Origin of the sequence: Sphingobium sp. B2D3A, from assembly GCF_025961795.1 — a bacterium.
Classification (GTDB): domain Bacteria; phylum Pseudomonadota; class Alphaproteobacteria; order Sphingomonadales; family Sphingomonadaceae; genus Sphingobium.
Map to the genome: position 1 here is coordinate 1,614,642 of NZ_JAOQOI010000001.1, position 24,734 is coordinate 1,639,375.

The following is a 24,734-nucleotide window of genomic DNA, read 5'->3' on the forward strand; positions in this document are numbered from 1 at the left end:
CGACCGACTCGCAATAGCGATCGATGACACCAACTGGGGAACGCCGCATGAGTAAATCCGCCAATCTCACTTCCTTTCTCGCGCTTGGCTGCGTCAGCGCCGTCGCGTTTGCAGCGCCGGCTGTCGCGCAGGATGGCGAGCAGGGGCGCCGTCTGGGCGGGATGACCGTGACCGACACGGCCATCGATGAGTCCGAGATCAAGGTCGAGCGGGCAGAGTCGCCCAAATATACGCGCCCGCTGCTGGATACGCCGCAGACGGTGACGGTGATCGGCGCCAAGACGCTGCAGCAGCAGAACCTGCTCACGCTGCGCGAAGTGCTGAGCACCGTGCCCGGCATCACCTTTGGCGCCGGCGAGGGCGGCTTCGGCTATGGCGACCGCATCAACCTGCGCGGCTATTCGGCCAACAACGACATCTCGGTCGATGGCGTGCGCAGCGGCGCAATCATGAACCGCAACGAGACCTATAATATCGAGCAGGTCGAGGTCGCCAATGGCGCGAACTCGGTGTTCAGCGGCGCGGGTTCGGTCGGCGGGTCGATCAATCTGGTGACCAAGAAGCCGCTGGCGGACGACAAGATGTCGGTTCAGGCCGGCGTCGGCACGGACAATTATTATCGCGGCACCGTCGATCTCAACAAGCGCGTGAGCGACATGATCGCCGTGCGACTGAACGCGGTCTACCACAAGAACGACGTGCCCGGGCGGGACGTGGAGTTCTACGAGCGCTGGGGTGTGGCGCCGGCTGTCACCATCGGTATCGATGGCCCGACCAGCCTGACGCTGCAATATGAGCATCTCGACGACAAGGGCATGCCGCAATACGGCCTGCGCTATTATGCGGCTCAGGGCGGCTATCTGCCCGACTTCAACCAAAGCGCTTATTACGGCTTTGCCAATGTCGACACGCAACAGTCTGTGACGGACTCGGTGCAGGCGATTTTCTCGCACGAACTGAGCGACACGGTGAAGGTGCGCAATCTCACCCGCTATGAGAATGTCAGCCAATACACCGTGACCAGCCAGCCGACGGGCACCTTCTGTCTCGCGAACGGCCTGCAGCCGGATGGTAGTGCCTGCACCGTCGCCATTGGCAGCAGCACGCTGGTCGTCCCGGCAGGCTATTATCTGCCGACTGGGGGCCGCGGCACGGCGCGCCACATTCGCAACGAAACCGCCTATAACCAGCTCGACCTGAGCGCCGAATTCGCGACGGGCGGCATCGAGCACACGCTCGTTCTCGGCGGATCGCTGCTGTGGGAGCGTTATACGCTGAACAATGGCAGCATCCTGCGCGCTGCCGACGGCAGCAATCCCTATGCCGCCCCGAATTATTATCCGCTCACCAACATCGCCAACCCCGGCGCCGTACTCACGGGACCGGTCGCACCGGCAGGAACGCTGGCGCGCGTCTATGGCAGCAACATCTACACTGGCCCCCAGAACTACATTCAGACCGGCTACAATGTTGGCGAGCAGACCAGCTATGCGGCCTATTTGTTCGATACCATGAAGCTTTCGGACATGTTCGAGATCAACGGCGGCGTGCGCTATGAGCGGTTCGAGGGATCGACCCAGACGCGCAACGTGACCACCGGCGTGGTGACCGGCCCGTTCGAGGCGAAGAACAATCTCTTCTCCTGGCGTGTCGGTGCGGTGTTCAAACCGATGCCAAACGTCAGCGCCTATGTGGCGGTCGGCAATTCGCGCACACCGTCCAAGGGTTCGGTTGATGGCAGCTGCGCTGTCAACACCTGCAACGTCGAACCGGAATCGGCGAAGAATTACGAAATTGGCGTGAAGGCCGATCTGTTCGACGCCAAGCTGCAACTCGCAGCGGCGGTGTTCCGCAATGAGCGCGACAAGTATCGCGTGGCCTCGGGCGATCCCACGATCCCCGATCAGGTGCTCGATGGCCGCTCGCGGGTGAACGGCGTGTCGCTGAGCGCCACGGGCAACATTACCAAATCCTGGTCGATCTTCGCCAACTACATGTATCTGGATAGCAAGCTGATCCAGGGCGTGTCCGACTTCTGTCTGGCCAATCCGGTGAGCTGCGGCAACACGGTGGCCAATCCCGATCCGACGGCCGGCACGGCCCTCTCGGCGACGCCCAAGCACTCCGGCAGCCTGTTCACCACCTACAAGTTCCCGTTCGGTCTCGAAGTGGGCTATGGCCTGACCTATCAGGGTCGCCACTCGATGAACCCGACCGCGACGCCGGTCTATTATGTGCCGGCCTATACGCTGCATCGGATCATGCTGGCCTATCCGGTGACCGAGCGGCTGCTGGCGCAGGTGAACGTGCAGAACGTGACGGATGAGGACTATGTCACCACCGTGCGGACCAATGTGAACAACAGCTGGGCGCAGCCGGGGGTGGGGCGGTCCGCCGTGTTCAGCCTGACCTACAGCTACTGAGTGTGGGGGGCAGGGGCGAACCGACCCTAAGCGGTTCGCCCCTGATCCACATCAATGATCCGACGCACGTCTGGTAATATTGATTCGCATTATTGACGGAATGGGCCTGGTCGTCGATAGCGGCAGGCGAAAAGGGGTGTCCGCGGTGAACATTTCACACTCGGCAAGTCAGGGGCGCTATGGGCAGGGCAGGCGGTTCAATCCGCTGGTCGTGCTGCTCGTCATCCTGATCCATGCCGGGTTGTTCGCGCTTGTCACCCGCCTCGGGCCCAGTTTCAAGGTCGGCGAGGCGCCCAAGGTCTTCACGGTCAATCTGATCTCTTCGCCGCCGCCTCCGCCGCCCGCCGACGCGCCGCCACCACCGCCCCGCGCGCCCGAGGTGGTGGTACCGCGGCCACAGATCGACATTCCACGGATTGATCCGCCGATGGTGGCCGCAAGGCCGGATATTCCAGTTGTCCCGGTCATAGCACCGGGGCCGCCGGCGCCGCCCCGCCCGGCTGCCGCGCCGATCTCAGTGCCCTCGGTCACCAACGGCGGCGACCTGGGCACGCAAATGGTGGCCGGCAAGGCACCGCGTTACCCCATTGAGAGCCGCCGCAAGCGGGAGCAGGGCGTGGTCCTGCTTGCCTTGACCGTGGGCCTCGATGGTTGCGTGGAAGATATCAGGATCGCCCGCAGCAGCGGTTTCACTCGGCTGGACAAGGCCGCGCTCGATGCCGTCAAGCGCTGGCGCTGGCGGCCCACCTTGCGTGATGGCCAGCCGGTTTTCGTGAAGGGCGTGGTGGAAATCCCCTTCGTCATTCAACCCCAAGACAACGCATAAGGCGCTTCATGCTGATCCCCATTCCAGAGGTGCTCGACGGGCCGACGCTCGCCAAGGTGCGTGATCTCATCGATTCCGCCACGTGGGTGGATGGCAACGTCACCTCGGGCCATCAGTCGGCACTCGCGAAGAACAACCTGCAGTTGCCAGAGGAGGCGCCGCAGGCCGAACAGGCCGGCGAGATCATCCGCGACGCACTGGGCCGCAATCCTTTGTTCATTGCCGCAGCGCTGCCGCTCAAGATCTTTCCGCCCTTGTTCAACAGCTATGCGGGTGGCCAGTCCTTTGGCGTGCATGTCGATAATGCCGTGCGGATCCAGGCCGGCACCGGCTTTCGCGTTCGTTCGGACCTGTCCATGACGGTCTTCCTCGAGCCGCCCGAGGCTTATGATGGCGGTGAACTGACAGTCGAGACGCAATTTGGCGTGCAACAGGTCAAGCTGTCGGCCGGCCATGCCGTGCTTTACCCCTCATCCTCCCTGCATCGGGTGGAGCCGGTGACGCGCGGCCGCCGGGTGGCGAGCTTCTTCTGGCTGCAATCGATGATCCGCGACGATGGCGAGCGGCAAATCCTGTTCGATCTCGACAGCAGCATCCAGCAACTGGCCGTCACGCTGGGGCAGGGCCATGCCGAAGTGATCCGCATGACCGGCGTCTATCATAATCTGCTGCGCCGCTGGGCGGACGCCTAGAGCCAGCGACCGCCCTCAGGCTCGCTCAGCCTTTCGGCGTCAGCTTGAGCATCCGGCCCTTGGGGCTGTCCTCGAGCAGCCAAAGCGCGCCGTCCGGCCCGACCCTCACATTGCGCAACCGCATGCCCATGCGCCAATGGTCGGCCTTGGTCGCCGTTTCGCCATCGAGCGAAATCCGCACCAGCGCCTGCCCCGACAGGCCGGTGATGAACAGCGAGTTCTTCCAGTCCGCGAACAGGTCGGCATTGTAATAAGCCAACGAGGATGGCGCGAGCGATGGGTTCCAGTAGAGCTTGGGCTTCTCGAACCCGTCATCGGCACTGTGGTCCGGGATTGGGCGCTTGTCATAATGGTCGCCATAGGAGCGGATCGGCCAGCCATAATTGGCGCCGGCCTTGACGAGGTTCAGCTCGTCGCCGCCCAGCGGGCCCATTTCGACCTGCCATAAACGATCATTCGCATCGAAGGCGAGGCCGGTCAGATTGCGCTGGCCATAGGTCCAGATGGCGGGATGGAAGCCCTTGGCCGCCAGCGGATTGCCGGCGGCGGGTGTCCCGTCGAGATTGAGATGCAGCACCTTGCCGAGGGTGGACTTGGGATCCTGCGCCGGATCGAACTTGGCGCGCTCGCCATTGGTGAAGAACAGGCTGCGCTTGTCCGGCGCGATGGCGATGCGGCCCGAATAATGGGCACCGCTCGCCATATTGGGCGTGGCGCGGAAGATGACCTTGAGGTCCTTGAGCGCGCCGCCGGCTTCATCGAGCGTGGCGGTCGCCAGCGCGGTGCCGGTTTCCTTGCCTTCGCCAGGCTCGGAAAAGCTGAAATAGATCTGGCGACTGGCGGCGAAGTCCGGCGCGAGCACCACGTCCATCAATGCCGCCTGGCCCTCACTGACGACAGTCGGCGTGCCCAGCAGCACCGTCTTGACGCCCGTGCGCGGATCGAAAAGGACCATCGCGCCGCGCTTCTGGGTCACCAGCTGCTTCCCATCCGGCAGGAAGGCCATCGACCAGGGATAATCGAAGGTTTCGACCTCCGTGATCGTGAAGGGCAGTTGGGAGAGATCGACCTTGGCCGGGCCGGGGGCCGCCGGCGTCGCCGCAGGGGCGGTCTGGGCGAGCGTGGGCGACGCGACGCCCAGGGTCAAAACCGCGCTCAGGGCGATGCGGTGCGGACGGAATGACATAGGCGCTCTTCTCCAGTCGGTCTTTTGTTCCGCCGGCCCATAAGCGGTGGGCCGGCCGGGAGCAATGACCGAGGCCGCGCGCGCCTTGACCGAGCGCGAAGCGGCGCGCGGCTGGATCAGGCTGCGGGCGTCAGCTTGAGGAGGCGGCCATTTTCTCCGTCCTCCAGCAGCCAGATCGCGCCGTCCGGCCCGGCGCGTACGGCACGGATGCGTGCGCCCATGTCCCAGTGATCGGCCTTGGTCGCGGTTTCGCCATCGAGCGCGATGCGGTCGAGCGACTTGCCGGAGAGGCCGGTGATGAACAGCGAGTTCTTCCACTGCGGGAAGAGGTCGGCATTGTAGTAATCCAGTCCCCCGGGCGAGATGGCCGGCACCCAAAAGACCTTCGGCGCTTCATAGCCGTCGCCCGGCTCATGGTCCGGGATGGCCTTGCCGTCATAATGATTGCCCATGGAGGCATTGGGCCAGCCATAATTGAGGCCGGGCTTGATGAGGTTGATCTCATCGCCGTGGCGCGGCCCCATTTCCATTTCCCATAGGCGCCCATCGGCATCGAAGGCGATGCCGAGCAGATTGCGGTGGCCGTAGGACCAAACAGCTGGGTGGAAGCCCTTGGCGGCGAGCGGATTGCCGGCTGCCGGGCTGCCATCAAGGTTGAGGCGCAAGACTTTGCCGAGCGTCGTGCCCGGCTCCTGCGCCGGCGTCATCAACTGGCGATCGCCAGCGGTGAAGAAGAGATGGGTCTTGTCCGGCGAGAAGGCGATTCGGCCGGAATAATGGCCGCCCTTCTCCGAGCGATCATCGCCCCGGAAGATCACCCGCACATCGCTCAGCGCAGCCGCTGTCGGGTCCAGCTTCGCAGTCGCCAGCGCAACGCGGCTTTTCTTACCCTCGGCGGCTTCCGAGAAGCTGAAATAGATCGTCTTGCTGGTCGCATAATCCGGCGCGAGCCGCACATCCATGAGCGCCCCCTGATCGTCGCTCTTCACGCTGGGCGTGCCGCTCACCGTCTGCTTGCGGCCGCTTTGCGGGTCGATCAGGATCAGCGCGCCTTCCTTCTGCGTGACCAGCATGTGCCCGTCCGGCAGGAACTCCATGGCCCATGGCGAGGCGAACTGCGCGACTTCCGTGGTCTGGAACGGTGCGCCGCTTGCCGCCTTGACCTCATCGGGCGCGGACGCGCTGCCGCAGGCGACAATGGCGAGGCTGACGGCGCAGGTCAGGCCGAGCTTACGGACATTCATGGGGCGGATCTCCGGCGAAGGGTGGGATATCCGACCATAGCGACAAGAGCGGCTTGGCGGTAGACCGTTCTATAACAAGAGCTTGGCGCGCGCCGCCCGCCAGAACGCAGCTTGAGTGGCGGGCCTCACCCACGCCCGAGATGCTGACAAAAAAGGGGAGCCGAAGCTCCCCTTTCTCATATCGACTTTTCCTGAACGATCAGGCGAAGCTGATGGTCGCGTTGGTCTTGCGGCGACGCATGGCGTAGCCGGTCACGGCCAGACCGCAGATCATCATGCCCCAGGTGGCCGGCTCAGGAACCGGAGCCGACGTCTGCGTGACGGCGTAAGTGATACCGTTGACCTTGAAGCTGTCGTTGCTCTGCCTGTCATTGAAGGCGGCAGCCACGTAGAACAGGTTGCCGGACAGATTGTTCGGATTGATATCACGGTTCTGGTCCTGACCGTTGCCGCTCGAGTAAATCGAGGTGCCGAACAGCGACGTGAACGTGGAATAGTTCGCGATCGTGAACGTGCTGTTGAAGGCCACGTTGGTGCTGCCGATAGCATAATTGATGTCGGTGTCGCCGAAGCTCACGAGGCCGATCTTATCGACGGTGACCATCTTGTCGAACTGGAACACCAGGATGTCCGTATAGCCGTTATTGTCGACCGTGTGCGAGTCGTCGTTGGGGCCATTGAGGACACCGAGGCCAGGCGTGTAGGCGCCGACGGCAGCCTTCGACAGGGTCGTGTCGTTGAGGCTGTAAGCCGTGACTTCCAGCTTGGTGCCGTCCGACCCGGTATAGGTGCGCACGTTGCCGATGGAGCCATCGCTATTGCCGCCGCTGGTCAGCAAGAAGGTGGCTGCCGAGGCGGACGCCGGCAGCATCGCCGTCGCGGCAATGGTCGCAGCCGACAGCAGTACGGCTTTCCTGAAAGACTTGTGAAACATGATCTATAACTCCCACAGATATTAACTTTCAGGTTTTGCCCCGGAAATGCGTGCGCCCATGACGGGAGTCCGGTAATCCGGGCCCATCTGGCGCTTTGCATCTGTCAAAGGTCACCCCACCTGAGGTCTTGGAGATATCTTTTCCGTTTCAGTCCTGTCAAAGATGTTGATGATCGGTTAACCATCAATTGTGACCCGAAATTGAACAGTTCCACCTGAGTGGAGCGGGCTGGTGGGGCCGTGCGGCCAACCTAAATCGTTCGATTTGCTGGATTCTGTTGTTTACAGTCGCGAAGACCCTCTTTCTTCTAAAGACGTCGGGCGCGGATTTTTTCTGCCGAAGGCCAGAACAGGCACGGTTTTCGATAGCGTAGAGACTGATGAGGGAAAGCGTCTCATCTGAGTGCTGAGCAGATCCATGCAGCTTGCCTTCAACTGCGACTCCGCCTATATGGCCCTTGCTTTCCTGACATCGTTGCGAAGTTGGGGTCGGCGCCGAGAGGGGCCGGCGGCGAAACCCTGTCGCGTGTCCATGTCCGGACGAGGCGCAGGCATAGGGAGTGCGAATGAGCGATATTGCGCGGATCGAGACGGTTGTGGCGTCGGAGGCGAAGGCTCTGGGGCTCGATCTTGTGCGCGTGCTGCTCTTCGGCCAGGGCGATGACCGGACGCTGCAGATCATGGCTGAACGGCCCGATACGCGCCAGCTCAACATCGATGATTGCGCCAGCCTCTCGCGCCGCATCTCGGACAAGTTCGATGCGCTGGAAGAAGCGGGCGATGTGCTCATCGAGGACGCCTATCGTCTGGAGGTCAGCTCGCCGGGTATCGACCGGCCGCTCACCCGCCTCAAGGACTACAGCGACTGGGCCGGGCATGAGGCACGCGTTCATTTCGTGACGCCCATGGAGGATGGCCGCAAGCAGGTGCGCGGCATTCTTGCGGGCATCGAGGGCGAGCAGGTGCTGGTCGATGATCCCAAGGCCGGCCGCATCGTCGTGGACTTTGCCAATATCGACAGCGCCAAGCTGATGCTGACCGATGCGCTGATTTCTGCTACTGTCCCGCTCTCCACCGAGGGCGCGGACGAAATCGTCACCCAGGAACAGGAAGACTGACTCTCATGGCCAACGCCATTTCCGCCAACAAGGCCGAGCTGATTGCCATTGCCAATTCGGTGGCAAGCGAGAAGATGATCGACAAGGCCATCGTCATCGAGGCGATGGAAGACGCGATCCAGCGGTCCGCGCGGGCGCGCTACGGCGCCGAGAACGACATTCGCGCCAAGCTCGATCCCGAGACCGGCGACCTGCGCCTGTGGCGCGTCGTCGAGGTGGTCGAGGTGGTCGAGGACTATTTTAAGCAGGTCGACCTCAAGGCTGCGCAGAAGCTCCAGAAGGATGCCGTGATCGGCGATTTCATCGTCGATCCGCTGCCGCCCGTCGACCTCGGTCGCATCGACGCACAGAGCGCCAAGCAGGTGATCTTCCAGAAGGTGCGCGATGCCGAGCGCGAGCGCCAGTTCGAGGAATTCAAGGATCGCGTGGGTGAGATCATCACCGGCGTCGTCAAGTCGGTCGAGTTCGGCCATGTGGTCGTGAACCTTGGCCGTGCCGAGGGTGTGATCCGCCGCGACCAACAGATCCCGCGCGAAGTCGTTCGCGTCGGCGATCGCGTCCGTGCGCTGATCCTCAATGTGCGCCGCGAGAACCGTGGCCCGCAGATTTTCCTTTCCCGTGCGCACCCCGACTTCATGAAGAAGCTGTTCGCGCAGGAAGTGCCGGAAATCTACGATGGCATCATCACCATCATGGCTGCTGCCCGCGATCCGGGCTCGCGCGCCAAGATCGGCGTGATCAGTCGCGATAGCAGCATCGATCCGGTCGGCGCCTGCGTCGGCATGAAGGGCAGCCGCGTGCAGGCCGTCGTGCAGGAAATGCAGGGCGAGAAGATCGACATCATTCCTTGGAGCGAGGACACGGCGACCTTCGTCGTCAACGCCCTCCAGCCCGCCCAGGTCGCCCGCGTGGTGATCGATGAGGAGGAAGAGCGCATCGAGGTTGTCGTGCCTGACGATCAGCTCAGCCTCGCCATCGGTCGTCGCGGCCAGAACGTCCGTCTTGCCAGCCAGCTCACCGGCAAGGCCATCGACATCATGACCGAGGCGGACGCGAGCGAGAAGCGTCAGCGCGAGTTCGTGCAGCGCTCCGAAATGTTCCAGAACGAGCTGGACGTGGACGAGACGCTCTCGCAGCTGCTGGTGGCCGAAGGCTTCACCGAGCTTGAGGAAGTCGCTTATGTCGGCATCGACGAGTTGGCCTCCATCGAGGGCTTTGACGACGAGCTGGCGCAGGAGCTGCAAAGCCGCGCGCAGGAAGCGCTGGACCGCCGCGAGGCCGCTGCGCGCGAAGAGCGCCGTGCTCTTGGCGTCGACGATGCGCTGGCCGAGATGCCCCACCTCACCGAGGCCATGCTGGTCACGTTGGGCAAGGCCGGCATCAAGACTCTGGACGATCTCGCCGACCTCGCCACCGACGAGCTGGTGGCCAAGAAGCGCAACGACCCGCGGCGTCGCCGCGAAGTCTCCGAGGACAAGGGCGGTATTCTCGCCGAATATGGCCTGAGCGAAGAGCAGGGCAACGAGATCATCATGGCGGCCCGCGCGCACTGGTTCGAGGACGAGCCGGCTGCAGACGCCGCCGCTGACGATGAAGTGGAAGGCAACGCCTGATGCCCTATGTGAAGATCGAGGTGATAGAAGGCGTGACGCGCGAACAGAAGGCGGCTCTGGTCGCCGATGTTACGCGTTCGCTGGTGGATCGCCTCGGCAAGCGGCCCGAGCAGGTGTTCGTCGTCATCGATGAGGTGTCGGCGGACAACTGGGGCGCTGCGGGCATCCTCGTTTCCGAGCGGGAAGCCGCGCAAAGGGAGGTCGCCGATGCTGCGAATTCCTCCCAATGAGAGGCTGAGGCTTCCAATCATCGCTGCGCGCCCGGCTGCTCCTGCGGAAGCGGGGGGCTGGGCTACGCTAAACGAGAAAATGCTCATCCATCCCGTTCGTGTCGAGCGAAGTCGAGACACGATAGGACTGCGCTCGCGTTTCTCGACTTCAGCCTTTCGGCTGAAGTTTATCCTGAGCGCCCGCCTGCGGGCAGTCGAAGGGCTCGACACGAACGGAAGTTTGGAGGCGATGGTCTTAGACGGGCAACTCACAGGAGGTGCCCATGTCTGAGCGTCGCTGCATTCTCTCCAGCACCCACGCCGATCCCGCGGCGCTGATCCGCCTGGCCATTTCGCCCGATGGCGACGTGTTGCCGGATGTCCGCGCGCGGGCGCCGGGGCGCGGCGCCTGGCTGGGTGTCGATCGCGCGACGCTTGAGGAGGCTATGGTCAAGGGCCGGCTGCGCGGCGCATTGGCGCGGGCGTTCAAGGGTGAGCCGCTTACCGTGCCCGACGATCTGGCCGAGCGGATCGCGGTTGCGTTGCGCGATGATTTCATGGCGCGGCTGGGCCTGGAGGCCAAGGCGTCCAATCTCGCCACAGGTTTCGACAAGATCGATGTCGCGGCCCGGCGCGGACAGGTCCGCATGCTGCTCCACGCGGCGGATGCCGGCGATGACGGGGTGCGCAAGCTGGATCAGGCCTGGCGGGTTGGCGAGGAGCGGGAAGGCGAGGAATTTGCCGGTACACGCTTGCCGGTGGACCGCGACGCCCTATCTATGGCATTGGGCAGAAACAATGTCGTCCATATCGCGGTGACAAACGCTGCTGCGGCAGGCCGCCTCTCCGGTCTGCTCGGTCGCTGGCAAAACTATCTGGGATGCGCTAACGCGGCGCCGAGCTCCGGTTCGGCAGTCGTCAGGCATATGGACGATGATCCCGCGCCTCTGGCGTGAGGACGAACGACTCGGGTCACCTCTGCGGGGGTGCGCCGGATGGAAGATGAAGGGTTAGATTGCGTCGATGAGTGACAATAGGGAAGACAAGCCGACTCTGGGCCGTAAACCGCTTGGTCTCAAGCGGACGGTCGAGGCCGGCCAGGTGCAGCAGAGCTTCAGCCACGGCCGGAAAAATACGGTCGTCGTTGAGGTGAAGCGCCGTCGCGTCATCGGCAAACCCGGTGAGGCAGAGACGGCGCGCGCCGTGCCCGAGCAGGCCGCGCCCGTCGCGCCGCCGGCACCGCCGCCGCCGCCCGCCGCCCGTCCTGCGCCGACCCCGGCGCCGGCACCGCGCGCCTCCTCCACGGATAGCCTGATGAGCCGGCAGGAACTGCAGGCCAAGCTGCTGCGCGAGGCCGAGGAAGCCCGCATGGCCGCGCTGGAAGATGCGCGCCGCCGTGAAGAGGCCGCCCGTCTTGCCGCGACCGAGGAAGAGAAGCGCCGCGCTGAAGACAACCGCCGCGCGGAGGAAGAAGCCGAGCGCCAGCGCCAGGAAGTCGAAGCAAAAGCGGCCCAGGCGCCCGCGCAAGAGCCTGCTCCGGCGGCACCTGCGGCTGCAGAGACCGCGGCACCTGCCGAAGAGGCTCCTAAGGCCGCGACTGGCGCGACGCCCGAGCGTCCCGCGCCCCGTCGTTTCACGCCTGTGGCCGCGCCGGTCATCAAGCGTCCGGAACCGGCCAAGGTCGAGCGCAAGAAGGGTGGGGACGATCGTCGTCAGGCTGGCAAGCTCACCGTGAACCGTGCGCTCGCCGATGATGACAGCGCCCGCGCGCGCAGCCTTGCCGCGCTGCGCCGTGCCCGCGAGAAGGAGCGTCGTTCGCACTTCTCTGGCTCGTCACAGCCGCGCGAGAAGCAGTCGCGCGATGTCATCGTGCCGGAGGCGATCACCGTTCAGGAACTCGCCAACCGTATGGCCGAAAAGGGCGCGGACCTCGTCAAGTCTCTCTTCAAGCTGGGCATGGCGGTCACCGTTAACCAGACGATCGACCAGGATACGGCCGAGCTGCTGGTCGAGGAATTCGGCCACCGCATCCAGCGCGTCTCCGATTCCGATATCGAGATCGATACCGCGAGCGACGTCGATGCTGCGGAATCGCTGGTCACGCGTCCTCCGGTCGTCACGATCATGGGCCATGTCGATCACGGCAAGACCTCGCTGCTCGATGCCCTGCGCGGCACCGATGTGGTGGCGGGCGAAGCGGGCGGCATCACCCAGCATATCGGCGCCTATCAGGTGAAGACCAAGGGCGGTGAGATCATCACCTTCCTCGATACGCCGGGCCATGAAGCGTTCACCGAGATGCGCGCACGCGGTGCCAACGTCACCGACATCGTGATCCTGGTGGTCGCGGCGGACGACGGGCTGATGCCGCAGACCATCGAGGCGATCAACCACACCAAGGCCGCCGGCGTGCCGATGATCGTGGCGATCAACAAGGTCGACAAGCCGGACGCCAATCCGCAGCGCGTGCGCGAGCGTCTGCTCGAGCATGAAGTCATCGTCGAGGATATGGGCGGCGACACGCAGGACGTGGAAGTCTCCGCGCTCAAGCGTACCGGCCTCGATGACCTGATCGACAAGATCCTGCTGCAGGCCGAATTGCTGGAGTTGAAGGCCAATCCCGAGCGCGCCGCTGAAGGCACGGTCGTGGAAGCGCAGCTCGACAAGGGCCGTGGTCCGGTCGCGACGATCCTCGTGGGTCGTGGCACGCTCAAGGTCGGCGATATCTTCGTCGTCGGCGAGCATTCGGGCAAAGTCCGCGCCATGGTCAACGACAAGGGTCAGCAGGTGAAGGAAGCTGGGCCTTCGGTTCCGGTCGAGGTGCTTGGCCTTGCCGGCGTGCCGATGGCGGGCGACCAGCTCAGTGTGGTCGAGAGCGAGGCGCGGGCCCGCGAGGTCGCGGCCTATCGTCAGGAGCTGGCGACGCGCAAGCGCACCACGGCGGCCCCGACGAGCTTCGAGCATATGTTCTCGGCGCTCAACACGCAGGTCATCGAATATCCGGTCGTCATCAAGGGCGACGTGCAGGGCACGGTGGAAGCGATCATTGGATCGCTCACCCGCGCCTCCACGGATGAGATCAAGGTGCGCGTGCTCCACTCCGGTGTGGGCGCGATCACCGAGAGCGACGTGACGCTGGCCGCCGCCAGCCGTGCGCCGCTGATCGGCTTCAACGTGCGTCCCAATGCCAAGGCGCGTCAGCTTGCCGAGCGCGACAAGGTCTCGCTGCGTTATTATGACGTGATTTACGACCTCATCGAGGAAGTGAAGCGCGAAATGGCCGGCCAGCTTGCGCCGGAGCGCATCGAGACGGTCATCGGTGCCGCACAGGTCCTTCAGGTCTTCCCGGCCGGCAAGAAGGACAAGGCGGCCGGTTTGCTGGTGCAGGATGGTGTCATCCGCAAGGGCGTCAACGCACGCCTCACGCGCGACAATGTCATCGTCTCGGCAACTACCATCGCCTCGCTGCGGCGCTTCAAGGACGACGTGTCCGAAGTGCGGGCCGGCATGGAGTGCGGTGCGGTGCTCGAGAACACCAACGACATCAAGGTTGGCGATACGCTCGAGCTCTTCGAAGTCGAGGAACGCGCACGGACGCTCTGACGTCCGGCGCGCCGCGAAGGAGGTAAGTCATGCGCGGTTCGGGGGAACCTTCCGTCCGGTTGCTGCGGGTTGGGGAGCAGGTGCGCCATGTGCTGGCGGACGTGCTCCAGCGCGGCGACGTGCATGACGATGTACTCGCCAGTCACGTCGTGACGGTGACGGAAGTGCGCATGTCGCCCGATCTGCGCCATGCGACAGTGTTCGTGAAGCCGTTGCTGGGGCGGGATGAAGAGGTGGTGCTCAAGGCACTGCGCACCAACACCGCCTATCTGCAGCGCGAGGTCGCCAAGCGCGTGAAGATGAAGTTCGCCGCCAAGCTCAAATTCCTCAGCGATGAGAGCTTCGAGGAAGGCAGCCACATCGATGCGATCCTGCGCTCACCCAAGGTCGCGCAGGACATCGTCGACGAAGAGGAGTGAGAGCCCGGCGTGATGATCCGTTGATCGTTCGCGCGCCGGGCTGATCCGGTTGATATTGTCGAGCGCCGCTTGCACGGGCATCATGCGTCCGTCCGGGGGCATTGCCATGACCATTACGATTACTGCGTTTGAGAGTTCGCCGGATCGCGGCCGTGGCCTAGCGCGCGACATGCCGGTCCGCTGGGCGCTGGAGGAAGTGGGGCAGCCCTACGCTGTGAGCCTCGTCTCCTTCGCGGCGATGAAGCAGCCGCCGCACCGCATGCGCCAGCCGTTCGGGCAAATCCCGACTTATGAGGAGGATGGGCTGGTTCTGTTCGAATCCGGCGCCATCGTCTTCCACATTGCCGAGCGGCATGTCGGTCTGTTGCCGACCGATATGGACGGACGGGCGCGCGCGATTGCGTGGATGTTTGCCGCGCTCAGCACGGTGGAGCCGCCGATCCTCGAGCGCGAGACGGCCGGGCATGTCGATCGCGACAAGGATTGGTATGACGCGCGCCTGCCGATGCTGGAAGGCTGTATCCGGGCGCGGCTGGATGACCTCTCCGCGCGGCTCGGCGAGGCCGCGTGGCTGGACGGTGCATTCAGCGCGGGCGATCTGATGATGATAACGGTGCTGCGGCGGCTCGACAGCTCGGATCTGCTGAAGGGCTATCCGGCTCTCTCAGCCTATGTCGCACGCGGCGAGGCGCGGCCCGCCTTCCAGCGTGCCTTCGCGTCGCAGCGGGCGGTGTTCGAGAGGCAATCCACGGCTCGCTGAGCCGGGCGACGCCGTCACTTGGTGGCGTATTGCCCCGGCTCTGCCTTGAACGTGTCACGCGCGAAGGCGCGGGCTTGCGTGGCCGTCGTGAAGGTCTCGTCCTGCAGCGTGGAGGTGACCAGCGGATAGCCCTGCGAATTATAGCGCGTCTCGCGCACCGTCAGGCGGAAATTGCCGCCATCGTCCTTGGTGATGAGGAAGGGTTTGATCGTCTCGCGGCTCATTATCGGCTCCCGGCGGAAAGGGGGGTGAGTGAAGTCTGCGCGGAGCGGAACCGCGCAGGCCCACATCTTATCGGTTCTTGCGCGCGAGGTAGCGCGCGTCGCGGGCGGCCTTGCGTTCGGCTTCGGTGAGTTCGGGCTTTTTCTTTGCCTCTTTGGCTGCCTTTGCAGCGGCGGCTTCCTCAGCCTTGGCCTGCTTGGCGGCCTTGCGCTCTTGCGCGGCCAGCCGGGCCAGGCGATGCTTTTCCTGCTGGGCAGCTTCCTGTGCCTGTGCGGCGGCGGCGCGGGCAGCAGCGACTTCCGGATCGACCGGCGCGCGCGTGCGCAATTTTGCCATCACTTCGTTGCGGGCATCGGCTGCGGCAGCAATGCGTGATTGAAAGTCCGGCTCTTTGTATTTTTTCATGCGTAGAATTCAGCTCCGTTCCGCCACTTTGGGCGAGGAGGCCGGGCGACGATGCCGCCCGGCCCTGTATCTTAAACTGCCCGGTCGTCGGGCAGCCCTTTTCTTCAGACAGCCTGAAGGTTCACGGCCGAAGCCTTGCCGCGCTTGTCATTTTCCAGCTCGTAGGAAATGCGCTGATCCTTCTGCAGGGTGTGCATGCCGGCGCGCTCGACGGCCGAGATGTGCACGAAGGCGTCATTGCCGCCGTCTTCCGGCGCGATGAAACCATAGCCCTTGTCGGCATTGAAAAACTTGACTGTTCCGATGGTCATATTGGGTATCCTTGTTCCCAAATGGTAATCGGGCACGCGCGATGCATTCGCGCGTCCCGGCTTCGTGAGGCTAGATGGGGACAAAGGGGGACGCTGAAGCGGTCCGATATCCGTCAAAGGCGACGTTAAGCCCGTATGGTGTAGCACGATGGCGTTGGAATAGAAAGCGAAAGGGCCGGTCATGGCCGGGCGTGGCCTGCGCGGCGTCTCCCCGCTTGTCGAGAAGGCGCCGCGCAGGCAAAGCTATGGCATGGCCAAGCTCTATTTCTACTACGCCTCGATGAATGCGGGGAAGTCCACCAATCTGCTGCAGGCGGACTTCAATTATCGCGAGCGGGGCATGGCGACGATGCTCTGGACGGCGCAGGGGACGGCGCGGGAGGGTGATCGTGAAGCAGTGGACAGCATCGGCAGCCGGATTGGGCTGCGCGCTGCCGCCAACAGCTTCGATGTGACGACCGATCTGCACGGGCGCATCCAGGCGGCGCATCTCGAAGGGCCGATTGCCTGCGTGCTGGTGGACGAGGCGCAGTTCCTCTCGCCAGAGCAGGTCTGGCAGCTCGCCCGGGTGGCCGACGAGCTCGGCATTCCCGTCCTGTGCTACGGGCTGCGCACCGATTTTCAGGGCAAGCTTTTCCCGGGCTCGGCGGTGCTGCTCGGCATTGCCGATACGTTGGTCGAGCTCAAGGCGGTTTGCCACTGCGGACGCAAGGCAACGATGAACCTGCGGGTGGACGAGCGCGGCGAGGCGGTGCGGGAAGGCGCGCAGACGGAGATTGGCGGCAATGATCGCTATGTCGCGCTGTGCCGGCGGCATTTCAGCGATGCGATGCGGCGATTCTAAAGTTGCGATGAAGCGATATCGCGCAGCGCCGAACGGTTCATCGCCGCTTCACGCGCGTCATGCTATCGTAACGCCATGATCCGGACTCACATCATTATCGGAAGGATGCACGCCATGACCCATTTCAGAAAAGCGATGCTGGCAAGCGCGCTGCTGCTGGCTGGCGCGCCCGTCATTGCCCAGCCGGCCGCGCCGGGCGGCGCCGGCAAGGAAGCGTCGATCCCCTTTGTCGACCAGCGCGGCATTCGCGATTGGCAGGCGGTCAGTGACGATCAGATCTATGTGCAGGCCAGTGGCGGGCAATGGTATCTGGCGACGCTGATGACCGGCGCACCGGACCTGCCCTTTGCCCAATCCATCGGCTTCGAGACCAAGGGCCTCGATCGGCTCGACCGGTTCGGCGCGATTGTCGTGGCTGGCACGCGCTACCCGCTCAAATCGCTGGTCGAGAGCGGGCCGCCGCCGAAGAAGAAGTAAGCCCGCTAGTCCGTCGGCGCGGGATGCGGGAGCGGAGAGGGGCTGCCCCTCCGCTCCGCACAAATGTTCAGCCCGCGTTTCAGGCGGCCGTCTGGTGGATGTACACCGCGCGCTCGTGGCTGAAGGCCTTGAAGCCGAAATAGCCATGATAGCTGCCCATGCCGCTGCCATTGACGCCGCCGAAGGGCAGGCGGTTCTCCAGATAATGCGAGAAGACGCCGTTCACGGTCACGCCGCCTGACGAGGTGCGGTTGAGGATCTTCTGCACATTGGCTTCGTCATTGCTGTAGACATACAGAGCGAGCGGTTTGTCGCGCTCCTCAATGTAGCTGATCGCCTGATCGAGATTGTCGTAGGTCATCACCGGCAGAATGGGCGCGAAAATCTCTTCCTGCAGGATTTTCATCTGCGGATTGACGTCGGTCAGCATGGTCGGGTGGATGGTGCGGTCTTCCGCCTCGAGCACGCCGCCCGCGGCAACGGTGGCGCCCTGCGCCACGGCATCGTCGAACAGGCCTTTCACGCGATTGAAGTTGGCCTGATTGACGACCTGGGCGATGCCTTCCTTCTTGATCTGGCCGTTCTCATAGAGGTTCTTCTCGACGTTCGCCTTGAAGCCCTCGACCAGCTTGGCCTTCTGGTCTTCCTTCACGAACACATAGTCCGGGCAGATGCAGGCCTGGCCGCCGTTGAACTGCTTGGCGCCGGCGAGATCGGCCGCGATCTTCTCGACGTCCGCGCCTTCATCGATGATGACCGGCGACTTGCCGCCTAGCTCCAGCGTGACGCTGGCGAGATGCTTGGCGGCGGCGGCCATCACGATCTTGCCGACCCGCGTGCTGCCGGTGAAGAAGATGTGATTGAACGGCAGGTCGAGCAGTGCGGTGGCGACGCTGACATCGCCCTCGAACACGGCAACCTCATTCTCCTCGAAGACCGACTTCACGATCTTGGCGGCGACCTTCTCGGTGGCCGGGCACAGATCGGTGAGCTTGAGGATGCAGCAATTGCCGGCCGCGACGGCAGCGGCAAGCGGGCCGAAGACGAGGCCGAGCGGAAAGTTCCATGGGCCGAGGATCAGGCAGACGCCGCGCGCTTCATAGATGATCTGGGCGCGGTCGGTCTCCACCTTGGAGGGCGTGACTTCGGTCGGATTCATCCAGTCATCGAGATTGTCGAGAATGAGCTGGATGTTGCCGAGGATGTTCAGCACTTCCGTCACGCGGATTTCCGGCTCGGGCTTGCGGGTATCTTCCAGCACCGCCGCGACGATCTCGTCCGCGTGGGACGCGACCGCGTCCTTAAGCTTGGTCAGCTTCAGGCGACGCTCGGCAGCGGTGGTGGCTTTGACATTCCACTGGTTCGCCTTTTGCAGGGCAAAAACGCGGGCAATGTCATCGGAGATCTGGGAAGCAGTCTGCTGGGTGCCGGTCATGGATCACTCGCCTATATTGGATTGTGGAAGGAATGGCGCCTTGTAGAGGCTTCACGCGCTGCAAGACAAGGCGCTGGTGGCGTCCGCAAGATTTTTTGACAGAGTCATTTCCGGTCGATCACGGCCTGCCTGCGGCGCCGGCAGGACGCTGCTCGTATGAGATTCGGATGCGCACCCATTGGCCGACCAGTACCTTGCCACCGACACGGGGCGGGCGCACGCGGAACTGCCATGCGGCGGCCAGAATCGCGCGGTTGATGTCCGATCCGTTGGGATATTCTGCCACCGGCACGCAATCGGCCACCCGATAGTCGGCAACCGTGCGGCAGGCAATCATGCCCCAGCCCTGGCTACGCGCGGTCGAGAGATAGCCACGCAATTCCTCGGGATAGGGCTCGCGATACCAGCTTGCCGCGTAGAGCGGTTCGCCATTGGGGCCAGTGCCGTCGACCAGCGGTGTATCGGCTGGTTGTCCGGTGTTCGGTGGTCCCATGGGCGTTGCCGGGCGGGCGGGGGCCGGCGGGGCGGGGGCGGCCGGGCGGATCGCGCGAAGATCGACAGCCGCCATCTGGTCCGGCTTCATCTCGATGAAGGCGGGCTTGCGCGGCGCCGGCGGTGTGACGATCGGCTTTGGCTCGGGCTGCTTGGGCGGCTGCGGTGGGTCGGGGACCGGTTCGGGTTGTTGTTCTGGTTCGGGCTGGGCCTCCTCGGGAACGGGCTCGGGTTCAGCCTGCTCCGGCTCGGTCTGTTCAGGTTCGGGCGCAGGGTCGGGCGGGATCGCGACGTCGAATGTCAGGACATTTTTGTCGGGCGCTTCGCGGGCTTCGAAAGGGGAGGGAGCAAAGGCGATAAGCGCCAGCACGATCAGCCCCTCCACCGCTAATGCGAGGAGAAACGCCGTCGCGCGCTCGCCAAATCGGGTCCGGGCCCGTCCGGTCAGACGCTGGAAGCCGGAGCGGATGCTGTAAATCAACGGACCTCAACTGCATTGGCACCGGACTGGGCGTGGCGGGCGGGGGCGCAACCCACCCTTGCGCCTATAAGCATGCCTATGGCTACAATATGAACAGATCAAGGCACGCGCGCCGGCCCTTGCGGCCAGCGGGGCCTGACAGGCGCTATATGCCTCGCTATGGGCAGCCGATGAACGATCCCGACACTATGCCTGACACCGGGCCCAAGCCGCTGCATGGCTGGCTTATCCTCGACAAGCCGCTGGGCCTTGGCTCCACCCAGGCGGTGAGCGCCGTCAAGCGCGCGCTGCGCGAGGCTGGCCTGCCCAAGGCGAAGGTCGGCCATGGCGGCACGCTCGATCCGCTGGCGACAGGCGTGCTGCCCGTGGCGGTGGGGGAGGCGACCAAGCTGGCCGGGCGAATGCTGGACAGCGACAAGATCTACGACTTCACGATTTGCTTCGGCGCGCAGACCGACACGCTCGATCTGGAGGGCGCGGTAATCGCGACCTCCGACGTGCGGCCCACCCTCGCGCAGGTGGAAGCGGTGCTGGCCCAGTTTACCGGCCCGATCGAGCAGGCTCCGCCCGTCTACAGCGCGATCAAGGTGGACGGCCAGCGCGCTTATGATCGCGCGCGGGCGGGCGAAGAGGTGCAGATGAAACTGCGGGCGGTGATTGTTCACGCTCTCTCGGTCAACGCCGCCCCCTCCGTTCGTGTCGAGCGAAGTCGAGACACCGCTGCGTCGCTCGCGGGCATCTCGACTTCGCTCGATGCGAGCGGACGAGGAGAAATGGCGGACGAGGGCGAAACCCTTGAAGTCGTCACCCTCACTGCCCATGTTTCGAAAGGCACCTATATCCGCAGCCTGGCGCGGGACATCGCGCTGGCGCTCGGCACGGTCGGGCATGTGACGATGCTGCGCCGGGTGAAGGCCGGTCCGTTCACCCTGGATCGGGCTATTTCACTGGACATTCTGAGCGATGCTGGTAAAGGGCGCGCCATTGCGCAGCATATGCTGCCATTGACGGCAGGGCTGGACGACATCCCGGCTCTCCCCGTCACCTCGCAGCAGGCGATGGCCTTGAGACAAGGCCGGACACTGCCCGGGGACCCTCGCAAGCAAGGGCTCATGCTGGCAGCCGAGGGCGATACGCCTGTGGCGCTGGTGGAGGCTTTGGGCCCGGAAATCCGGGTCGTGCGGGGCTTCAATCTCTGATTTTGGAAAGGAATGACGATGTCGATTACGGCTGAACGCAAGGCGGAACTGATCAAGGACAATGCCCAGCAAGAGGGCGATACCGGTTCGCCGGAAGTGCAGGTTGCGATCCTCACGGAGCGCATTTCCAACCTCACCGAGCACTTCAAGGGCCACCACAAGGATAATCACAGCCGCCGCGGCCTGCTGATGATGGTCAACAAGCGTCGTTCGCTGCTCGACTATCTCAAGAAGAAGGATGCGGGGCGCTATACCGCTCTCATCGCGAAGCTCGGCCTTCGCAAGTGACCCAATCGTTCGGCCCGCTTCGGCGGGCCGTTTACGTATTGCGTCATCCCCGCACAGGCGGGGATCCAGCACGAGACAGGCGCGGGAGCGCCGTCCAAGGCTGAGATGACAGAACTGGACTCCCGCTTTGGCGGGAGTGACGAGGAGGGGATGGCACTTCGGCCAACCTCTTTGTGGGACGCAAGACTAGTCCCGAACCGCCGCGGGCCGGCTTAGCCCGCACTGCAGCCCCGCCGCGCAATAGGGCCGGTGGGTGGAAGGAAAACCAATGTTTGATGTAAAGACAGTAGAAATCGAGCTGGGCGGAAAGACCCTCAAGCTCGAAACGGGTCGTATTGCCCGTCAGGCCGATGGCGCGGTGCTCGCGACCTATGGCGAAACGGTTGTGCTGTGCGCTGTCACCGCCGCCAAGTCGGTGAAGGAAGGGCAGGATTTCTTCCCGCTCACCGTTCACTATCAGGAGAAATTCTCGGCTGCCGGGCGTATTCCGGGCGGCTTCTTCAAGCGCGAGCGTGGCGCGACGGAAAAGGAGACCTTGGTCTCCCGCCTGATCGATCGCCCGGTGCGTCCGCTGTTCCCGGAAGGGTTCTACAACGAGATCAACGTGATCGCGCAGGTTCTCTCCTTCGATGGCGAGACCGAGCCCGATATTGTGGCGATGATCGCGGCTTCTGCTGCGCTCACCATTTCCGGCGTGCCGTTCATGGGCCCGATCGGCGCCGCGCGCGTCGGCTACAAGGATGGCGAGTATCAGCTCAACCCGAGCCTCGATGAGGTGAAGACCGGCGAGCTGGATCTCGTCGTCGCCGCGACCGACACGGCCGTGATGATGGTGGAATCGGAAGCCAAGGAGCTCTCCGAAGACGTCATGCTCGGCGCCGTCATGTTCGCGCATGATGCCTCGCGCAAGGTCGTCGATGCGATCATCCAGCTGGCCGAGAAGGCCGCCAAGTCGCCATGGGAGATCGACCTCTCCGACAATACGGCGGACATGAAGGCCAAGCTCAAGAAGCTGATCGGCAAGGACATTGCCGCAGCCTACAAGCTGACCGACAAGTCGGCGCGGTCCGGTGCCCTGAACGAAGCCCGCGCCAAGGCGAAGGAAGCGTTCGCGGCTGAGGGCGCGCAGACCCAGATGGTCGCCAACAAGCTCATGAAGAAGCTGGAAGCGGAAATCGTGCGCGGCGCCATCCTCAAGGACGGCCAGCGCATCGACGGTCGCACGACCACGCAGATCCGCCCGATCGAGGCGATGGTGGGCTTCCTGCCCCGCACGCACGGCTCGGCGCTGTTCACGCGCGGCGAGACGCAGGCCATCTGCACGACCACGCTCGGCACCAAGGATTCCGAGCAGATGATCGACGGTCTGACCGGTCTCTCCTACGAGAACTTCATGCTGCACTATAACTTCCCGCCCTATTCGGTCGGTGAAGTGGGCCGCTTCGGCGCGCCAGGTCGTCGTGAAGTCGGCCATGGCAAGCTCGCCTGGCGCGCGCTGCACCCGGTGCTGCCGAGCAAGGACGAGTTCCCCTACACGATCCGCGTGCTCTCCGACATTACGGAGTCCAACGGTTCCTCCTCGATGGCCACCGTCTGCGGCGGTTCGCTCTCGATGATGGACGCCGGGGTGCCCCTGAAGCGTCCGGTTTCCGGCATCGCCATGGGCCTGATCCTGGAAGGCAAGGACTTTGCGGTCCTCAGCGACATTCTGGGTGACGAAGATCACCTCGGCGACATGGACTTCAAGGTCGCCGGTACCTCCGAAGGCATCACCACGATGCAGATGGACATCAAGGTCGCCGGCATCACGCAGGAGATCTTCGAGGTCGCGCTGCGTCAGGCCAAGGACGGCCGCGCCCACATTCTGGGCGAGATGAGCAAGGCGCTGGGCGAAGTCCGCACCGAACTCTCGGCTCATGCCCCGCGCATCGAGACGCTGCAGATCGACAAGAGCAAGATCCGTGAAGTCATCGGCACGGGCGGCAAGGTCATTCGCGAGATCGTCGCGGAGACCGGCGCCAAGGTCGACATCGACGATGAGGGCCTGATCAAGATCAGCTCGTCCGACGTGAACCAGATCGAGGCGGCCAAGGCCTGGATCCTCGGCATCGTCGAGGAAGCGGAAGTCGGCAAGGTCTACAACGGCAAGGTCGTCAATCTGGTCGACTTCGGCGCGTTCGTGAACTTCATGGGCGGCAAGGACGGCCTCGTCCACGTCTCGGAAATCCGCAACGAGCGGGTCGAGAAGGTGGCGGACGTCCTCAAGGAAGGCCAGGAAGTCAAGGTCAAGGTCCTCGAGATTGATCCGCGTGGCAAGGTGCGCCTCTCCATGCGCGTCGTTGACCAGGAAACCGGCGAGGAGCTGGAGGACACCCGTCCTGCCCGCGAACCGCGCGGTGACCGGGGTGATCGGGGTGATCGCGGCGACCGTGGTCCGCGTCGTGACGGCGGTGGCCGTGGCGACCGTGGTCCCCGTCGGGATCGCGGTGGTGACCGTGGCGGCGAGCGTGGTGAACGCGGCCCCCGCCGCGAGCGCAGCGATGATGACGGCCCGGCGCCCGAGTTCGCCCCTGCGTTCTTGAAGCGCGACGACGACTGATCGCCTTCAAAGCGAGATTGAGAGAAGCCCCGCAGCGATGCGGGGCTTTTTTCATGTCTGCGATCCGATCGGGCTTAACGCCTCTGCAAAGACTCCGAGCCGTTCGAGACAAGCGGGCGCCGTCGGCCTGCGCACAGTGGCTTTTTGCGCACCGGTGCAGTGGATCGAACAGGGCGGTCAGTGGAGAATTTCGTAAACTATGCGCTGGAGCGGGCCGCGCAGGGCCGGGGCCTGTTGGGAACATGGGTCAAGCTGCCGTCACTGGAGACGCTGGAGCTGATCGGCCATGCCGGCTTCGATGTCGTAGTGATCGACATGGAGCACGCCCCGCACACTCTCGAGAGGGCCTACACGCTGATCGCAGCTGCGCAGGCGATGGGCATGGCCGCGCTGGTGCGACTGCCAGATCATAGCGGATCGCCGGTCCAGCCCCTGCTGGATGCTGGCGCGGACGGCCTGCTGGTACCGCGCATCATCGACCCAGAAGATGCCCGCGCGGTGTGCCGCAAAATGGTGTTCAGTCCGGCTGGGGAGCGCGGTCTCGGCCTTACTTCGCGCGCCGGTCGCTGGGGCCTGGCGCCGATCCCGGACTATGTCGCGCGGGGCGACGGGCAGTGCCTGCGCATGATCCAGCTTGAGGACTGGGCCAGTCTGGAGCGGACGGCTGAGTTCGCGGCGGTCGAGCATGTGGGCGGCATTTTCATCGGCCATGGCGACCTGTTTCTTTCCAGCGGCAAATCGGCCGCGCATCCCGATGTTGAGGCGCTCACCGCCGCCATGCTCGCCGCGACCAAGCAGGCGGGCCTGCTGTCTGGCGTGGCCGTCGGCACCGCGCAGGAAGCCGCGCCCTATCTGGCGATGGGCTTCTCGCTGGTGATGGTGAGCAATGATGCGATGATGTTCGCCCACGCGGCAGCGCAAACGGTGCAGGCGGTACGGGAAGGGCTGGATTGA

The 24,734-nt window shown here is 64.1% G+C and carries 24 protein-coding genes; 16 read left to right on the forward strand and 8 right to left on the reverse strand.

What is annotated here, in order from left to right; all coding sequences use genetic code 11:
- Nucleotides 1–47 precede the first annotated feature (47 nt).
- The 3 genes from M2337_RS07475 to M2337_RS07485 all read left to right on the forward strand — a co-directional run bounded on the left by M2337_RS07475 (nucleotide 48) and on the right by M2337_RS07485 (nucleotide 3,941).
- Nucleotides 48–2,423, forward strand: a complete 2,376-nt coding sequence (locus M2337_RS07475) for a TonB-dependent receptor (protein ID WP_264569712.1) — start codon at nucleotides 48–50, stop codon at nucleotides 2,421–2,423.
- A gap of 100 nt (nucleotides 2,424–2,523) precedes the next feature.
- Nucleotides 2,524–3,249: an energy transducer TonB gene (locus M2337_RS07480; RefSeq protein WP_264569713.1), complete on the forward strand. Its 726-nt coding sequence runs from the start codon at nucleotides 2,524–2,526 to the stop codon at nucleotides 3,247–3,249.
- Nucleotides 3,250–3,257: 8 nt separating this feature from the next.
- Nucleotides 3,258–3,941, forward strand: coding sequence for a Fe2+-dependent dioxygenase (locus M2337_RS07485; protein ID WP_264569714.1), 684 nt, complete (start codon nucleotides 3,258–3,260; stop codon nucleotides 3,939–3,941).
- A gap of 25 nt (nucleotides 3,942–3,966) precedes the next feature.
- On the opposite strand, the gene M2337_RS07490 is transcribed toward M2337_RS07485, so the two are convergent.
- From M2337_RS07490 to M2337_RS07500, 3 genes are all read right to left on the reverse strand, one after another.
- A complete protein-coding gene (locus M2337_RS07490; RefSeq protein ID WP_264569715.1) occupies nucleotides 3,967–5,127 on the reverse strand; it encodes a PQQ-dependent sugar dehydrogenase in 1,161 nt (386 codons plus the stop codon).
- A 116-nt stretch (nucleotides 5,128–5,243) separates the two neighbouring features.
- Nucleotides 5,244–6,371 carry a PQQ-dependent sugar dehydrogenase gene (locus M2337_RS07495; RefSeq protein WP_264569716.1) on the reverse strand — a complete coding sequence of 376 codons (1,128 nt, stop codon included), beginning with the start codon at nucleotides 6,369–6,371 and terminating at the stop codon, nucleotides 5,244–5,246.
- A gap of 199 nt (nucleotides 6,372–6,570) precedes the next feature.
- Entirely contained in the window at nucleotides 6,571–7,305 is a 735-nt protein-coding gene (locus tag M2337_RS07500) for a PEPxxWA-CTERM sorting domain-containing protein (RefSeq protein ID WP_181558984.1), read from the reverse strand.
- Nucleotides 7,306–7,871: 566 nt separating this feature from the next.
- Between M2337_RS07500 and rimP the strand changes: the two genes are divergently transcribed.
- The 7 genes from rimP (at nucleotide 7,872) to M2337_RS07535 (ending at nucleotide 15,027) form a co-directional block, all read left to right on the forward strand.
- The gene (rimP, locus tag M2337_RS07505; protein ID WP_181558985.1) at nucleotides 7,872–8,423 is read left to right on the forward strand and encodes a ribosome maturation protein RimP; all 552 of its coding nucleotides are present in this window, start codon (nucleotides 7,872–7,874) and stop codon (nucleotides 8,421–8,423) included.
- Nucleotides 8,424–8,428: 5 nt separating this feature from the next.
- Nucleotides 8,429–10,036 (forward strand): transcription termination factor NusA, encoded by a 1,608-nt coding sequence (nusA, locus tag M2337_RS07510; protein ID WP_264569717.1) that lies wholly within the window; start codon nucleotides 8,429–8,431, stop codon nucleotides 10,034–10,036.
- A complete protein-coding gene (locus M2337_RS07515; protein ID WP_181558987.1) occupies nucleotides 10,036–10,266 on the forward strand; it encodes a tautomerase family protein in 231 nt (76 codons plus the stop codon). The genes nusA and M2337_RS07515 overlap by 1 nt, the downstream gene beginning before the upstream one ends.
- A 263-nt stretch (nucleotides 10,267–10,529) precedes the next feature.
- Complete coding sequence (locus M2337_RS07520; protein WP_264569718.1) at nucleotides 10,530–11,201, forward strand: DUF448 domain-containing protein; 672 nt, start codon at nucleotides 10,530–10,532, stop codon at nucleotides 11,199–11,201.
- A 67-nt stretch (nucleotides 11,202–11,268) separates the two neighbouring features.
- A complete protein-coding gene (infB, locus tag M2337_RS07525) occupies nucleotides 11,269–13,848 on the forward strand; it encodes a translation initiation factor IF-2 (protein ID WP_264569719.1) in 2,580 nt (859 codons plus the stop codon).
- Between the two features lie 29 nt (nucleotides 13,849–13,877).
- Nucleotides 13,878–14,267, forward strand: a complete 390-nt coding sequence (rbfA, locus tag M2337_RS07530; protein WP_264569720.1) for a 30S ribosome-binding factor RbfA — start codon at nucleotides 13,878–13,880, stop codon at nucleotides 14,265–14,267.
- Nucleotides 14,268–14,373: 106 nt separating this feature from the next.
- Nucleotides 14,374–15,027 carry a glutathione S-transferase family protein gene (locus tag M2337_RS07535; RefSeq protein ID WP_264569721.1) on the forward strand — a complete coding sequence of 218 codons (654 nt, stop codon included), beginning with the start codon at nucleotides 14,374–14,376 and terminating at the stop codon, nucleotides 15,025–15,027.
- A gap of 14 nt (nucleotides 15,028–15,041) precedes the next feature.
- Here M2337_RS07535 and M2337_RS07540 read toward each other — a convergent pair whose 3' ends face one another.
- The 3 genes from M2337_RS07540 to M2337_RS07550 all read right to left on the reverse strand — a co-directional run bounded on the left by M2337_RS07540 (nucleotide 15,042) and on the right by M2337_RS07550 (nucleotide 15,965).
- Nucleotides 15,042–15,251, reverse strand: a complete 210-nt coding sequence (locus M2337_RS07540; protein WP_181558992.1) for a hypothetical protein — start codon at nucleotides 15,249–15,251, stop codon at nucleotides 15,042–15,044.
- A gap of 67 nt (nucleotides 15,252–15,318) precedes the next feature.
- Nucleotides 15,319–15,654 (reverse strand): DUF6481 family protein, encoded by a 336-nt coding sequence (locus M2337_RS07545; RefSeq protein ID WP_181558993.1) that lies wholly within the window; start codon nucleotides 15,652–15,654, stop codon nucleotides 15,319–15,321.
- Nucleotides 15,655–15,758: 104 nt separating this feature from the next.
- Nucleotides 15,759–15,965 carry a cold-shock protein gene (locus tag M2337_RS07550; protein ID WP_181558994.1) on the reverse strand — a complete coding sequence of 69 codons (207 nt, stop codon included), beginning with the start codon at nucleotides 15,963–15,965 and terminating at the stop codon, nucleotides 15,759–15,761.
- Between the two features lie 250 nt (nucleotides 15,966–16,215).
- Here M2337_RS07550 and M2337_RS07555 point away from each other — a divergent pair, with 250 nt between their 5' ends.
- The gene (locus tag M2337_RS07555; RefSeq protein ID WP_264572207.1) at nucleotides 16,216–16,809 is read left to right on the forward strand and encodes a thymidine kinase; all 594 of its coding nucleotides are present in this window, start codon (nucleotides 16,216–16,218) and stop codon (nucleotides 16,807–16,809) included.
- Nucleotides 16,810–16,923: 114 nt separating this feature from the next.
- Nucleotides 16,924–17,286 carry a DUF6491 family protein gene (locus tag M2337_RS07560; RefSeq protein WP_264569722.1) on the forward strand — a complete coding sequence of 121 codons (363 nt, stop codon included), beginning with the start codon at nucleotides 16,924–16,926 and terminating at the stop codon, nucleotides 17,284–17,286.
- A gap of 79 nt (nucleotides 17,287–17,365) precedes the next feature.
- On the opposite strand, the gene M2337_RS07565 is transcribed toward M2337_RS07560, so the two are convergent.
- Complete coding sequence (locus tag M2337_RS07565) at nucleotides 17,366–18,721, reverse strand: aldehyde dehydrogenase family protein (RefSeq protein ID WP_264569723.1); 1,356 nt, start codon at nucleotides 18,719–18,721, stop codon at nucleotides 17,366–17,368.
- A 118-nt stretch (nucleotides 18,722–18,839) separates the two neighbouring features.
- Nucleotides 18,840–19,694, reverse strand: a complete 855-nt coding sequence (locus M2337_RS07570; RefSeq protein ID WP_264569724.1) for a hypothetical protein — start codon at nucleotides 19,692–19,694, stop codon at nucleotides 18,840–18,842.
- Nucleotides 19,695–19,906: 212 nt separating this feature from the next.
- Between M2337_RS07570 and truB the strand changes: the two genes are divergently transcribed.
- From truB to M2337_RS07590, 4 genes are all read left to right on the forward strand, one after another.
- The gene (gene truB / locus M2337_RS07575; RefSeq protein WP_264572208.1) at nucleotides 19,907–20,893 is read left to right on the forward strand and encodes a tRNA pseudouridine(55) synthase TruB; all 987 of its coding nucleotides are present in this window, start codon (nucleotides 19,907–19,909) and stop codon (nucleotides 20,891–20,893) included.
- Nucleotides 20,894–20,911: 18 nt separating this feature from the next.
- Nucleotides 20,912–21,181: a 30S ribosomal protein S15 gene (rpsO, locus tag M2337_RS07580; RefSeq protein ID WP_181558998.1), complete on the forward strand. Its 270-nt coding sequence runs from the start codon at nucleotides 20,912–20,914 to the stop codon at nucleotides 21,179–21,181.
- 268 nt (nucleotides 21,182–21,449) lie between these two features.
- A complete protein-coding gene (gene pnp, locus M2337_RS07585) occupies nucleotides 21,450–23,780 on the forward strand; it encodes a polyribonucleotide nucleotidyltransferase (RefSeq protein WP_181558999.1) in 2,331 nt (776 codons plus the stop codon).
- Between the two features lie 180 nt (nucleotides 23,781–23,960).
- Entirely contained in the window at nucleotides 23,961–24,734 is a 774-nt protein-coding gene (locus M2337_RS07590; protein WP_264569725.1) for an HpcH/HpaI aldolase family protein, read from the forward strand.

Bases quoted from the DNA above. Each gene is read 5' to 3' on its own strand.
- M2337_RS07475 (WP_264569712.1), top strand. From the start codon at position 48: ATGAGTAAATCCGCCAATCTCACTTCCTTTCTCGCGCTTGGCTGCGTC.
- M2337_RS07540 (WP_181558992.1), bottom strand. From the start codon at position 15,251: ATGAGCCGCGAGACGATCAAACCCTTCCTCATCACCAAGGACGATGGC.
- rpsO (WP_181558998.1), top strand. From the start codon at position 20,912: ATGTCGATTACGGCTGAACGCAAGGCGGAACTGATCAAGGACAATGCC.
- M2337_RS07480 (WP_264569713.1), top strand. From the start codon at position 2,524: ATGGGCCTGGTCGTCGATAGCGGCAGGCGAAAAGGGGTGTCCGCGGTG.
- M2337_RS07485 (WP_264569714.1), top strand. From the start codon at position 3,258: ATGCTGATCCCCATTCCAGAGGTGCTCGACGGGCCGACGCTCGCCAAG.
- M2337_RS07560 (WP_264569722.1), top strand. From the start codon at position 16,924: ATGACCCATTTCAGAAAAGCGATGCTGGCAAGCGCGCTGCTGCTGGCT.
- M2337_RS07550 (WP_181558994.1), bottom strand. From the start codon at position 15,965: ATGACCATCGGAACAGTCAAGTTTTTCAATGCCGACAAGGGCTATGGT.
- infB (WP_264569719.1), top strand. From the start codon at position 11,269: ATGAGTGACAATAGGGAAGACAAGCCGACTCTGGGCCGTAAACCGCTT.
- rbfA (WP_264569720.1), top strand. From the start codon at position 13,878: ATGCGCGGTTCGGGGGAACCTTCCGTCCGGTTGCTGCGGGTTGGGGAG.
- M2337_RS07495 (WP_264569716.1), bottom strand. From the start codon at position 6,371: ATGAATGTCCGTAAGCTCGGCCTGACCTGCGCCGTCAGCCTCGCCATT.
- nusA (WP_264569717.1), top strand. From the start codon at position 8,429: ATGGCCAACGCCATTTCCGCCAACAAGGCCGAGCTGATTGCCATTGCC.
- M2337_RS07520 (WP_264569718.1), top strand. From the start codon at position 10,530: ATGTCTGAGCGTCGCTGCATTCTCTCCAGCACCCACGCCGATCCCGCG.
- M2337_RS07490 (WP_264569715.1), bottom strand. From the start codon at position 5,127: ATGTCATTCCGTCCGCACCGCATCGCCCTGAGCGCGGTTTTGACCCTG.
- rimP (WP_181558985.1), top strand. From the start codon at position 7,872: ATGAGCGATATTGCGCGGATCGAGACGGTTGTGGCGTCGGAGGCGAAG.
- M2337_RS07535 (WP_264569721.1), top strand. From the start codon at position 14,374: ATGACCATTACGATTACTGCGTTTGAGAGTTCGCCGGATCGCGGCCGT.
- M2337_RS07555 (WP_264572207.1), top strand. From the start codon at position 16,216: ATGGCCAAGCTCTATTTCTACTACGCCTCGATGAATGCGGGGAAGTCC.
- M2337_RS07515 (WP_181558987.1), top strand. From the start codon at position 10,036: ATGCCCTATGTGAAGATCGAGGTGATAGAAGGCGTGACGCGCGAACAG.
- M2337_RS07565 (WP_264569723.1), bottom strand. From the start codon at position 18,721: ATGACCGGCACCCAGCAGACTGCTTCCCAGATCTCCGATGACATTGCC.
- M2337_RS07500 (WP_181558984.1), bottom strand. From the start codon at position 7,305: ATGTTTCACAAGTCTTTCAGGAAAGCCGTACTGCTGTCGGCTGCGACC.
- pnp (WP_181558999.1), top strand. From the start codon at position 21,450: ATGTTTGATGTAAAGACAGTAGAAATCGAGCTGGGCGGAAAGACCCTC.
- M2337_RS07545 (WP_181558993.1), bottom strand. From the start codon at position 15,654: ATGAAAAAATACAAAGAGCCGGACTTTCAATCACGCATTGCTGCCGCA.